This window comes from Pseudarthrobacter sp. L1SW (assembly GCF_020809045.1).
Lineage (GTDB): Bacteria > Actinomycetota > Actinomycetes > Actinomycetales > Micrococcaceae > Arthrobacter.
Genome location: NZ_CP078079.1, coordinates 253,590 through 266,091, shown reverse-complemented (window position 1 = coordinate 266,091; position 12,502 = coordinate 253,590). Strand labels below are relative to the sequence as shown.

Annotated in this window: 10 protein-coding genes; 5 read left to right on the top strand and 5 right to left on the bottom strand. The window is 67.5% G+C overall.

Annotated elements, in window-relative coordinates:
- Positions 1-24: 24 nt before the first annotated feature.
- The 3 genes from KTR40_RS01265 (at position 25) to KTR40_RS01255 (ending at position 2,695) form a co-directional block, all read left to right on the top strand.
- Positions 25-513 (top strand): inorganic diphosphatase, encoded by a 489-nt coding sequence (locus KTR40_RS01265; protein WP_104996439.1) that lies wholly within the window; start codon positions 25-27, stop codon positions 511-513.
- A gap of 87 nt (positions 514-600) precedes the next feature.
- Complete coding sequence (locus KTR40_RS01260) at positions 601-1,926, top strand: carboxylesterase family protein (protein ID WP_228405038.1); 1,326 nt, start codon at positions 601-603, stop codon at positions 1,924-1,926.
- 7 nt (positions 1,927-1,933) lie between these two features.
- Positions 1,934-2,695 (top strand): DUF429 domain-containing protein, encoded by a 762-nt coding sequence (locus KTR40_RS01255; RefSeq protein ID WP_139027474.1) that lies wholly within the window; start codon positions 1,934-1,936, stop codon positions 2,693-2,695.
- Here KTR40_RS01255 and KTR40_RS01250 read toward each other — a convergent pair.
- Entirely contained in the window at positions 2,692-5,103 is a 2,412-nt protein-coding gene (locus KTR40_RS01250; RefSeq protein WP_228405037.1) for a phosphoketolase, read from the bottom strand. The two genes, KTR40_RS01255 and KTR40_RS01250, sit on opposite strands and share 4 nt — an antisense overlap.
- Before the next feature lie 231 nt (positions 5,104-5,334).
- Between KTR40_RS01250 and KTR40_RS01245 the strand changes: the two genes are divergently transcribed.
- Complete coding sequence (locus KTR40_RS01245) at positions 5,335-7,563, top strand: catalase (protein ID WP_228405036.1); 2,229 nt, start codon at positions 5,335-5,337, stop codon at positions 7,561-7,563.
- A 157-nt stretch (positions 7,564-7,720) separates the two neighbouring features.
- Complete coding sequence (locus tag KTR40_RS01240) at positions 7,721-8,320, top strand: hypothetical protein (RefSeq protein ID WP_228405035.1); 600 nt, start codon at positions 7,721-7,723, stop codon at positions 8,318-8,320.
- A 13-nt stretch (positions 8,321-8,333) separates the two neighbouring features.
- Here the strand turns inward: KTR40_RS01240 and KTR40_RS01235 are convergent, their stop codons facing one another.
- From KTR40_RS01235 to serS, 4 genes are all read right to left on the bottom strand, one after another.
- Positions 8,334-8,918: a histidine phosphatase family protein gene (locus KTR40_RS01235; RefSeq protein ID WP_228405034.1), complete on the bottom strand. Its 585-nt coding sequence runs from the start codon at positions 8,916-8,918 to the stop codon at positions 8,334-8,336.
- 69 nt (positions 8,919-8,987) lie between these two features.
- Complete coding sequence (locus KTR40_RS01230; RefSeq protein WP_139027469.1) at positions 8,988-9,845, bottom strand: HAD family hydrolase; 858 nt, start codon at positions 9,843-9,845, stop codon at positions 8,988-8,990.
- 99 nt (positions 9,846-9,944) lie between these two features.
- Positions 9,945-11,033: a hypothetical protein gene (locus tag KTR40_RS01225; protein WP_228405033.1), complete on the bottom strand. Its 1,089-nt coding sequence runs from the start codon at positions 11,031-11,033 to the stop codon at positions 9,945-9,947.
- Positions 11,034-11,171: 138 nt separating this feature from the next.
- Positions 11,172-12,452: a serine--tRNA ligase gene (gene serS, locus KTR40_RS01220; protein WP_139027468.1), complete on the bottom strand. Its 1,281-nt coding sequence runs from the start codon at positions 12,450-12,452 to the stop codon at positions 11,172-11,174.
- Positions 12,453-12,502 lie beyond the last annotated feature (50 nt).

Below are 12,502 nucleotides of genomic sequence, written 5' to 3'. Positions count from 1 at the left end.
CCTGCAATTGCCGAGGAGCATTCCATGAAGCATGACGTGACCATCGAGATCCCCAAGGGATCACGCGTCAAGTATGAAGTTGACCACGAGACCGGCCGCGTCCGCCTGGACCGCGTCCTCTTCACCTCCATGCAGTACCCCACGCACTACGGATACTTCGAGAACACCCTCGGCGAGGACGGCGACCCGCTGGACGCACTGGTGCTGCTGCAGGACTTCGACCTGCACCCCGGCGTCATCGTTGAGTCCCGCCCCATCGGCGTCTTCAACATGACGGACGACGGCGGCGGGGACGCCAAAATCCTCTGCGTACCCGTGGATGCCCGCTTTGACCACATCCAGGAGGTCAGCGACGTCAACGACTTCCTGATCAAGGAGATCGAGCACTTCTTTACCCGCTACAAGGACCTGGAGCCCGGCAAGTGGGTCAAGGCCGAGGGCTGGGGCGACCGCGCCGCCGCCGAGGCCGAGCTGGAAGCCTCCATCAAGCGTTACGTGCCCACAGCACACTGATTTTCCCGCGTACGACGGCGGGTGCCCGGCTTGCAAGAGCCGCGCACCCGCCGTCGTACTTTTAGGGAGGTGTGACATTGTGGATTGGTGAACTTCGAGCCTTCGTTCTATCCGCCCTGTGGTCCCGTCACAGGCAGGCGGGACGGGGACGTCCTCCGGGCAACCGGGATCCCCTACGCCACCGCCGGGCGTTTCCAGCCTCCCGCCCCGGCACCTGACTGGACCGAACCGCTTGCCGCCACCTCCCCCGCGCCTGCCTGCCCGCAGGGGCCGGTGCCGTTCCTCGACGACGTCCTGGGCACCCGCTACGGGGAGCTGCCGGGGAGCGAGGACTGCCAGAACCTCTCCATCACCATGCCCGCCGATGTGGACCCCGGCGAACAGCTGCCCGTGATGGTCTGGATCCACGGCGGCTCCTACACCACCGGTTCGGGCGACCTCGCCATCTTCGATCCCGCGGCACTGGTGGCCGAGAACCGGGTGGTGGTTGTCTCGGTGACGTACCGCCTGGGGCTGTTTGGGTTCCTGGCCACCCGCTCCGGCCGGCCCGGCAACCTGGGCCTCCTGGACCAGCTCGAGGCATTCCGCTGGGTGCAGCGGAACATCGCGGCATTCGGCGGCGACCCCGGCCGGGTGACCGCCTTCGGCCAGTCCGCAGGGGGCGATGCGATCGCCCACCTCATGGCCACCGCCGAAGCGCCGTCCCTCTTCCAGCGGGCCATCATCCAAAGCGCGCCCCTGGGAATCTCCCGCGGCAGGGCCAAAATGAACCACGCCATGGGCATCGTTGCCGAGGCTGTGGACGAGGAGACCCCCGCCATGGACGTTGTGGAACGGGAGGACCACGTGGCGCAGGTGGCCCGAAAATTCGGCATGCTGGCCGCCATGCCGTTCGGAACGCAGTACGGCCATACACCACTGCCGGAGGAAAAGGATATTGAAGCCGCCTGGAACCGCGCCGCCCCCGGCATTGAGGTCCTGATCGGGCATACCTCAGAGGAAGCCCGGCTGTTCCTGCCCCGCAGCCCCTACCTGAGTCGACTGGCCCGCGTCCCCTTGGTGGGGGCTCCGGCTGTCCGCGCCATTGACTGGGTGGTCACCGAGACGGTCTATGGACGGGCGGCACGGAAGTTCGCACGGCGCCACGTCCGGGCCGGAGGGAAGGCCCACCGTTACGTCCTGACCTGGCATGCCCCGGGAAATATCTTCGGCGCTGCCCACACCGTTGACCTGCCGCTGCTTTTCGGCAACCGGAGCACGTGGGAGGGCGTGGGCCTGATCGCGGGCGCCGGCTGGGAAGAGGTCAACGCGGCCGGTCGCCAGCTGCGGGCGCTCTGGGCTGGTTTCGCCCGCGGTGACAGCCTCGGCGAAAGCGGCACCATCCCGGGAACACTGCACTACCGGGCGGCGTGAGGGCCCCATGCGGACCTTAGGCGTGGACCTGGCCGCCGCCACCAGGAAAACAGCTGTGGCCGTCCTCGAATGGGGCAAGGATTCCGCCGAGCTGGTGCACCTGGCGCTGGATGTGGGCGACCAGGAGATCGTGGAGATCTTTGGCGGCGCCGCCATGACGGGAATCGATTGCCCGGTGGGGTGGCCGCAGGCCCTGGTCCCGTTCCTCACCGGGCACCTCAATTTCGACGCCGGCCCTGTGCTCGAGCACGACGGTATCGAGGGCCGGCGGCTGCTTGCCTACCGTGACACGGACAGGTTCGTCACCGGCCGGACCGGGCTGATTCCCCTCAGCGTCTCGGCGGACCGGCTGGCACACCCGGCCATGCGGTGCGCGGTGATCCAGGCCAAGATCGCGGCGCTCCACGGGCCACAGCCCAGGGACGGGTCCGGACGCCTCGCGGAGGTCTATCCGGCCGCTTCACTCAAGCTCTGGGGACTGGCCGCCCGCGGCTACAAGGGGCGGGGAACTTCCGAAGCCGAACGGCTTTCCGTGCTCCTCGCGACCCTGCGGGAGCAGGCTCCCTGGCTGGACCTGGCTGGCCAGGAGGGCAGGCTGGCGGCCTCGGACGACCTGTTCGACGCCGTCGTTGCGTCCCTCACCGCCCGCGCGGCCGCCGTCAGGCTTACCGTTCCCCCTGATGCCGCGCACGCCGCAGCCGCCCTCACGGAGGGGTGGATCCACCTGCCCTCGTGCAGCCTCGACGGACTGGTCGGCCAGAGGGGCTAGCCGAGCTTCCAGTTCCGGATCTCCTCCGGGTCCTCCCCGTGCAGCCTGGTGTGTTCCCGGGCCCGCATCCGCCGGTCCTGGAGGTGCTGCCGGAGGAGGGAGTGCCTCTCGGCCAGCCCGGGCACCCGGTCGATGGCGTCGATGGCCAGCTGGAACCGGTCGATCCCGTTCAGCATGGCCATGTCGAACGGCGTGGTGGTGGTCCCCTCTTCCTTGTAACCGCGCACGTGCAGCCCGTCCTGGTTGGAGCGGCGGTAGGCCAGCCGATGGATCAGGGCAGGGTAGCCGTGATAGGCGAAGATGATGGGCTTGTCCGTGGTGAAGATCCCGTCGAAGTCCCGCGCCGGGAGCCCATGCGGGTGCTCGCTCACATCCTGCAGCCGCATCAGATCCACCACGTTTACCACCCGGACCTTCAGTCCTGGCGCGCCCTCGCGGAGCAGTTCGGCTGCCGCGACGGTTTCCACCGTGGGCACGTCACCTGCGCAGGCCATAACGACGTCGGGCTCCTCGCCGGGCACCTCGGACCCCGCGAACTCCCAGATCCCCAGTCCCCGGCGGCAGTGGTTGGCGGCGTCGGCCGGGCCCAGCCAGGTGGGTGAGGGCTGCTTTCCGCTGACAACGATGTTCACGTAGTCGGTGGAGGCGAGGCAGTGGCCCATCACGCACAGCAGTGTGTTGGCGTCCGCCGGCAGGTACACCCGGATCACCTCTGCCTTCTTGTTCACGGCGTGGTCGATAAAGCCCGGATCCTGGTGCGAGAAGCCATTGTGGTCCTGCTGCCACACGTGCGAGGACAGCAGGTAGTTCAGCGATGCCACCGGCTGGCGCCACGGCAGCTGCCGGTGCACCTTCAGCCACTTGGCGTGCTGGTTGAACATGGAGTCGACGATGTGGATGAAGGCCTCGTAGCAGCTGAAGACGCCGTGCCGGCCGGTCAGGAGGTACCCTTCCAGCCAGCCCTGGCACAGGTGTTCGCTGAGCACCTCCATCACCCGGCCGGACCGCGCAAGGTGCTCGTCGGCGTCGTCAATCCGGTACTGCCACACCTTGTCGGTGACCTCGTAGACGTTCTGCAGCCGGTTGGACGCGGTCTCGTCGGGGCCAAACAGCCGGAACGTTTCCATGTTCTGCGCGATGACGTCCCGCATCCACGAGCCCAGCGTGACCATGGGGCTGACCCGCTCGGTCCCCGGCACCGGGACCTCGACGGCGTAGTCCCGGTAGGCCGGCAGCTTCAGCGCCTTCCGCAGCAGTCCACCGTTGGCGTGCGGCGTCGCGCTCATCCGGAAAGCGCCCGTGGGCGCGGCCTCGGCGACGTCGGGCCGAAGCCTGCCGTCGCCGTCGAACAGTTCCTCCGGCCGGTAGGACTGCAGCCACTCTTCCAGCTGCTTCAGGTGCTCCCCGTTGGTGCGGACCTCGGAGAGCGGGACCTGGTGGCTGCGCCAGGTACCCTCAACCTGCAGCCCGTCCACCGTCCGCGGCCCGGTCCAGCCTTTCGGCGAGCGCAGCACGATCATGGGCCAGCGGGGCGCTTCGACGTCCGTCTCGGCCGCGTCTGCCTGGCGCGTCCGCCGGCTGTCCTGGATGGCGCGGATGCCGGCCATGCAGCGTTCCAGCGCGTCCGCGAAGTCGCGGTGCGCCTGCTCCGTGTTGTCGGGGTCCTTCACGGTAACGAAGCAGGGCTCATGCCCATAGCCGCGCAACAGCTGCTCCAGCTGGGCTTCGGGCATCCGCGCCAGGATGGTGGGGTTGGCGATCTTGTAGCCGTTCAGGTGCAGGATGGGCAGCACGGCGCCGTCCGTGGCGGGGTCCAGGAAGTTGTGCGAGTGCCAGCTGGCCGCGAGCGGGCCGGTCTCCGCCTCACCGTCGCCGATCACGACGGCGGCCACCAGCTGGGGGTTGTCGAGGACCGAGCCGTACGCGTGCGCCAGGGAGTACCCGAGTTCGCCGCCCTCGCTGATGGAGCCCGGGCTTTCCGGCGCCGCGTGGCTGGGGATGCCGCCGGGGTAGGAAAACTGGCGGAACAGCTCCGCCATGCCGTCGCCGTCGTTGCCCACGTGGCCGTAGATCTCGGAGTAGGTGCCCTCCAGCCAGGTATTGGCGACGACGGCGGGGCCGCCATGGCCGGGACCTGCCACAAAGAGCATCTCGGCGGAGTCGCGGCGGATGATGCGGTTCAGGTGGGCATAGACGAAGTTCAACCCTGGGGTGGTGCCCCAGTGGCCCAGCAGCCGGGACTTGGTGTGTTCGGCCTTCAGCGGTTCGCGCAGCAGCGGATTGGAACGGAGATAGATCTGCCCGACGGAGAGGTAGTTCGCGGCGCGCCACCAGCGGTCCACAAGTTCGATTTCGTCCTGGCGCAACTGGTCCTGCCGCGTCCCATCCTGCCCAATGCTGCCGGCCATAACCATCCTCACGTCGGGGTGTGCCGCTGCAGGCGGCCGTCCTCCCATCGCAACAGATGGAGGGGCACGCAGGCAAGCCCCGCCGTCGGCCGCCCTGATCCACCCGTCCCCGCCGCGGCCATCGCTGCCGTCCCCACAACAGAGCGCCAGATTGCGGCCCTGTAGAGTACTAAGCAAGCTTAGCTTCCGCCTGGCGGAGCTGGGAAAACACAACTGTGGGGAGATCAAGACATGCCAGCCGAAGACGATGTTGTAATTCCAGGGGCTCCGGCCAGCGAACCTCCGGCCCTCGAAGAACCCACCACCCCGCGGGAGCCCTTGCCGCCGAAACCGGACCAGCGAGGTCCCGAGGCCGTGTCCCCCACTGGAAGCCCCACCGGTGCGCCGACTGCCTCACGGGCGCAGTCCGGCCAGTACCTGACCACCGCGCAGGGGCTTCGACTGCAGGATACGGACCATTCCCTGAAAGCCGGCGCGCGTGGTCCCATCCTGCTGCAGGACCATCACCTGCGCGAAAAGATCACCCATTTCGACCACGAGCGCATCCCGGAGCGCGTGGTGCACGCCAGGGGCGCCGGAGCGCATGGCGTTTTCCGCTCCTACGGGACAGCGGCAAAGGTCACCAAGGCCGGATTCCTGGCCCCGGACGTTGAAACTCCGGTGTTCGTGAGGTTCTCCACGGTGCTCGGCTCCCGCGGTTCCGCCGACGCGGTCAGGGACACCCGCGGATTCTCGACGAAGTTCTACACGGATGAAGGAACCTACGACCTGGTGGGGAACAACATCCCCGTGTTCTTCATCCAGGACGGCATCAAGTTCCCCGACGTTGTGCACGCGGCGAAGCCCCATCCGGACCGGGAAATCCCGCAGGCCCAGAGCGCGCACGACACCTTCTGGGACTTCGTCTCGCTCCATACCGAGGCGCAGGCCCACACGATGTGGAACATGTCCGACCGCGGCATCCCCCGTTCCTACCGGACCATGGAGGGCTTCGGCGTCCACACCTTCCGGCTGGTCAACGCCGCCGGCGACACCACGCTGGTGAAGTTCCACTGGAAACCCAAACAGGGTGTGCACTCCCTGGTCTGGGAAGAGGCCCAGATCATCAACGGGATGGATCCGGATTTCCACCGCCGCGACCTTGCCGACGCCATCGAGGCCGGCGCCTACCCGGAGTGGGAGCTTGGCATCCAGGCTTTCCCGGACACCGAAGACCAGATGTTCGAAGGAATCGACCTCCTGGACCCCACCAAGTTCGTCCCCGAGGAGCTCGCACCGGTACAGCCCGTCGGCCTCATGACCCTCAATGCGAACCCAACGAACTTCTTCGCCGAAACCGAGCAGGTGGCCTTCCATCCCGGGCACCTGGTACCGGGAATCGACGTCACCAACGATCCCCTGCTGCAGGTCCGCCTGTTTTCCTACCTGGACACCCAGATCTCACGCCTGGGCGGCCCCAACTTCGCCCAGATTCCGATCAATCGGCCGCACGCGCCGCTGAATGACATGCTCCGTGACGGCATGCACCAGACCGCGGTGCACGCCGGAGTTGCCCCGTACCGGCCCAATTCCCTGGACGGCGGGTGCCCTTTCCTTGCCGGACAGGACATGGGGGCGTTCGTGGACGTACCAGAAGCCGTGGCGGAATCCATCAAGGAGCGGCGCACCCCGGCCTCCTTCGATGACCACTACAGCCAGGCCCGGCTGTTCTTCCGCAGCCTGGGCGCTGTGGAGCAGGACCACGTGATCCAGGCCTACACGTTCGAGCTCGGCAAGTGCTTCGAAACGCCCATCCGGGAGCGCCAGCTCCAGGCACTGGCCAACATCGATGCAGGGCTCTGCGCTGCGGTGGCTGCCGGCCTGGGCATGCCCGCACCGGAAGCCACCGAACAGGTCCCCGACCGGGACCTTAGCCCGGCGCTGTCCCAGCTGGGCGCAACCTGGCCGGTCGCAGGCAGGGTGGTGGGCATCATCACCGATTCTTCCAGCGACCTGGCCCAGGTGGCTGCCGCCCGCACAGCGCTCGACGGCGAGGGCATGGTCCCGCTGGTCATCGCCCCGACGGGTGGCACGCTGTCAGGTGACGGGCTCTCCCTCACGGTCCAGCGGACCTTCCTGACGGCGCGGTCCACTGAGTTCGACGCGCTGATCGTCGCCGGCGGCCAGGTGCCCGCGCCGGACGCCACTGCGGGACGTGACGCCAAAGCCGGGAACCCAGCCGGATCCCCTGATCCGCGCGTCGCCATCATGCTGTCCGAGGCCTACCGCCACGCTAAAGCCATTGGCGCCTGGGGTTCCGGATCCGATGTACTGGCCGCGGCCGGCATCCCGGCGGAAGCGCCCGGTATCAGTGCGGGCGACGCCGGCGCCCCGGTGGCAGCCGGCATCTCCAGCCTGCTCGCCGCCCACCGCGCGTGGGACCGTTTCCCGGCCACGGGCCAGCCGTCCCAGGGGAACTGACGCCGGCCGGCTGTTCCGCCAGCAGGGGACGGGGGCCCGCACCAGCACGGTGCGGGCCCCTCCCTTTTGATGAACCAGGTTTGTGGATCTGGGCGGCAGAGCCGCCTGCAATCCGGGGCGTTCCGCAATTCCTACTTCCGGGTAGTGTGGACCCAGAATGTTCACGTTGACCATCAACCAGACGGACAGCCGGCGCGACGGTGACCGGGTACCGCAGCTGCTCAAGGACCTGCGGCACATTCCTGCGCGCCTGGATTTCGACCGCTCGGTGGAAGACGAGGTCCAGGGCATTGTCGACTGCCCCCACCAGGCGGTGGAAGCTGCCCTAATCGCCTTGAGGTGCGGTTCCTGGTACGTGGGGATTGGCGTCGGGCCCGTCAACGAGCCGCTGCCGAACCAGATCAAGGACGCGTCCGGCCACGGGCTGGTGTATGCCCGGCGTGCGGTGGACCGCCTCCACGGCAGCAAGGAGCGCGTGCCGGTGGCCGTGGAGGGCCCACTGGCGGATATTGCCCACGACGCCGAGGCCGTGCTGCGCCTCCTCGGGCACATCGTCCGTAACCGGTCCGAGGCCGAGTGGCGCGTGCTGGACCTCCTGACCCCCGGCGTGCGCGGGCAGCAGAAGGCGGTGGCCCAGGAGCTCGGTATCACCACGCAGGCTGTGAGCAAGGCCGTGGCCCGGGCCCAGTGGAACGAGGAGCATGCGGCCCGGCCTGCCGCGGCCCGGCTGCTGGCATTGATCCTCGAGGTGCGCTAGGGGCTGGCCCCACTCAGGCCTGGGTGGCCGCCATTACCGGCTCGCCGTTGAAGTACTCGAGCTGCCAGCCGTCGATCGCGTGGTGGTGCGCCAGGTTCAGCACGGCGTTGTCGATACTGGCCAGCGTGGTTCCCACCGCGCGGCTGAGGCTCACCCTGAGCAGCGTCCCATGGGCGACGACGAGAAGTCGGCGGCCGCGGAACTCTTCGGCCAGTGCCTCCAGGGCCGCCAGCCCCCGGTCGGCCGCCTCGTCCTCGCTTTCAGCGCCGCGGAAACCTCCCGGAATGCGCAGCGCGTCCAGTTCCGGCCCTGCCTGCATGCCCTCAGCCGGGCCGAAACTCCGTTCCGTCAGCTCCGGCACGTGCCGTACATCGGCGAGCCCCAACCCATTGGCGATCAGGTCGGCGGTCTCGGCGGCACGGCTCAGCGGGGAGGACACCACCGCGTCCCATTCGTAAGCGGACAAAACAGCGACGGCGTCACGCGCCTGGGCCCGGCCGACGTCGTTCAGCGGAATGTCAGTGGATCCCTGCAGCCGCCGCTGGGCGTTCCAGTCAGTCTGGCCATGGCGGATGAGGGCGAAGGTGGTGAGGGTCATGGCTTCCATTCTGCCCGACGGCGGGCTTCCGCCGGCCGCGGGACCATAGGCACGGGTGGTCCGCCGGCGCTACAGCAGGCTGCGCAGCACGTGGGCAGCGCCGTCGTCGAACACTGAGTGGGTGACCTCGTCGGCGACGGCGATGACTTCCTCCGGCGCCTGCCCCATGGCCACTCCACGTCCTGCCCAGGTGAGCATCTCGATGTCGTTGCGACCGTCGCCGATGGCCACCGTGAGGTGCCGTTCGATGCCGAGCCTGCCGCGGAGGCTTTCCAGCGCGCTTGCCTTGGTCACACCGGCGGCGGCGATGTCCAGCCACGCGGTCCAGCCCACAGAGTAGGTGACGCCGGCCAGGCCTACGTGCTGAATGGCCTCGTTGAACTCTTCCGGCGTGTTTTCGGTGCTGAAGACCACCACGCGCACGGCTGTGGCTTCAAGCATGGTGTGGAAATCCACGCCGATGGCCTCGACGCCAAAGCTCGGGTCCTGGAAGCGCTCGGTGGACAGGAAGTTGCCGTCCGCATCCTCCAGCGCATACTTGGCCGAAGGAAGCCGCTCGCGGAGTGCCCGGAGCGCAGGTCCGGGGTCGAACGTGGCTTTGTGGATGACCTCGTAGCCGCTGTCCAGTCCTGGGTGGAGCCGCAGGGTCACACCGCCGTTGCAGCAGACGGCATAGCCGCGCTCAATTCCAATTTTCTCGATGATGGGCAGCGTGGCGTTGAGCGAGCGGCCCGTGGCGATCATTACCTCGTGCCCGGCGGCCACGACGGCCTGCGCCGATTCCCGGACACCCGGGGACATGTGGCCGTCGTGGTTCACCAGGGTGCCGTCCACGTCCAGGGCCACCATCAGCTTCCGGCCGTTGTTGTTTTCGTTGTCTCGCCGGTCATCGTTGCCGGCGACTGAGGTTTCAGTCAGCGTTGTCATTCCAATAGTGAACCAGACGCCCCTAAACGCCGCTAGGACGCGCACCACAGTGTTATTGAACAGTTGGTAAATACCCACAGGTTGTCCCCGGCATGAGTGCTAACCATCGCCTGTGTATTCGCCCACTTCCAAGCTTGTTCGCGAATCCGAGCCTTCAAGGTTCGGATCCGCGAAGAAGCCTGGGACACGTGGCCGCAGCCCGGCCGCAAGGAGTTTCCGCCGCAACCGCTCCGGCTGCTCCACATCCGCCCAGCCCCACCGCACGAAACCAAGCCCGAGGGCGCGGATCCGGTCTTCGCGGAGCTTCTCCCGGTAAACCGCCTCCTCCGGTGAGGCACCACCACGGACAGCTGCATCAAGGTACTTTGCCTTGCCGTCGAACTCGCCCACAACCCGCTGCCGCGGCCACCAGCAGTCCACCCTGCCAATGAAGCCTTCCATGTCCCGAAACACATGCTGCAGTACGGGCTGCTCGAATCCAAGGAGCTCAAAGGCGGCCCGGCTGTAGGACTCACCGACGGACTCGGCCAACGGGCTGGCGAGGGACGCCACACGTACTGCACGGAGTCGCGCGGCCGAGTAGGCGTGAGCCGAGATGCCGGCGGCGATCGCGGGAACGGCCATCAGGCTGTCCTCAGCCGGCAAGACGCCCCCATGATGCATCATCCGGGCCAACCCATCCGCCACCACCAGGGCCTCGCTGAACCTGCCGGAAACCATCAGGTCAAGGGTTGTCTGTACGGGGCTGGTACACCGGAATTCGCCGTGGACCACAGTCTCAGAGGCGGGCCGTAGGCAGTATTTGAGGGGATACGAGCGTTTGCCCCGGACCTGCTGGGCAGCTGAGTCCTCGCCCAGTACCGTCAGGGGCGAGCGCCGCACTCCGCTTCGACCCGGCAGCGTTGTGGCCAGTTCCACGCATGCAGGTGTCCGCAGCGTAGGCAATCCAGCGGCGAGGGCCGCCGTCTCCCCGCACAACACCGCGCCCTTTACCGACCTGGCCACTGCCGCCGTCGACCATGCAAAGCGCTCCGACGGACGGGCGCCAAGCCAGTCAGCCGTCCGGACGTAGAAACCCCTGCGGATCCTGACCAGCCGCCCAGCCCGGAACCCGCGGTGGATCACATCAGTGGTCCCCTGGGTCCGAAGGATGGCGGCGGAATCAATAAGTCCGGGCGGAATCTCCATGCCACAATGCTGGCGGAACGAGGCTGCAGCGTCAGTACGCGGGCAGGCCTATGTGGAAATCCGCCCGCGGATCAGAGGCTTGTTCGCGAATCCGAGCCTTCAAGGTTCGGATCCGCGAAGAAGCCCGGGAACAGCAAACTAGAGGACCGGGAGGACCTCAAGCCCGCCCAGGTACTTCTGCAGGGCCTTGGGCACGTTGACCGAGCCGTCCGGGTTCTGGTGGTGCTCCAGCAGTGCCACGATCCAGCGGGTGGTGGCCAGGGTTCCGTTCAGGGTGGCCACGGCCCGGGTGCCCTTCGCCACGCCCTCTGCGTTCACCACGCGTTCGCGGATGTTCAGCCGGCGGGCCTGGAAGGTGGTGCAGTTGGACGTCGAGGTCAGCTCGCGGTACGCGCCCTGGGTGGGAACCCAGGCCTCGCAGTCGTACTTCCGCGCTGCGGAGGTGCCAAGGTCGCCGGCGGCGGTGTCAATCACCCGGTACGGCAGCTCGCACTTGGCCAGCATCTCCTCTTCCCACGCCAGCAGCCGCTGGTGCTCGGCCGCAGCCTCCTCAACGGTGGTGTAGATGAACATCTCCACCTTGTTGAACTGGTGCACGCGGATGATGCCGCGGGTGTCCTTGCCGTGCGAACCCGCTTCGCGGCGGTAGCAGGAGCTCTGGCCCGCGTAGCGGATGGGGCCGGCGGCGAAGTCCAGGATCTCGTCCGCGTGGTAGCCGGCCAGGGCCACCTCGGAGGTGCCCACCAGGTAAAGGTCGTCTTCGGCGAGACGGTAGATCTCGGCGTCGTGCTTTACGTCAAAGCCCGTGCCCTGCATGGTCTCCGGACGCACCAAGGTGGGTGTGATCATGGGAACGAAACCGGCCTCGATGGCCTGGTCCATGGCCATCTGCAGCAACGCCATCTCCAGCCGGGCGCCCACGCCGCGGAGGAAATAGAAGCGCGCGCCGGAGACCTTGGCGCCGCGCTCCATGTCGATCGCGCCGATCAGCTCACCGATTTCCAGGTGGTCCTTCGGCTCGAAGTCCGGGAATTCACGTGGGGTGCCGACAGTCTTGACCACCACGTAGTCATCCTCGCCGCCCTCGGGAACGCCGTCCTCAATCAGGTTGGGAATGCTGCGCAGCAGTTCTTCCTGCTTCGCCTGGGCGGCATCAGCCTCGGCGGAGGCAGCCTTGACCGAGTTGGCCAGTTCCTTGACCTCTGCCAGCAGCGCCTTCTTTTCGTCGCCCTTGGCCTGTGCCACCTTCTTGCCGAAGGCGTTCTGCTCGGCACGGAGGTTCTCGAAGCGGATCAGCGCGGCACGGCGGGCGGAGTCCGCGGAAATGATCGCGTCCACCACTGATTCATCCGCGCGGCGGGCACGCTGGCTGGCACGGTATTTATCCGGGTTTTCGCTGAGGTCTTTTACGTCGATCACCAGACAAGGGTATCCAATCCCGCGGACGACGGCGGGCGGAGGCGGGCGTG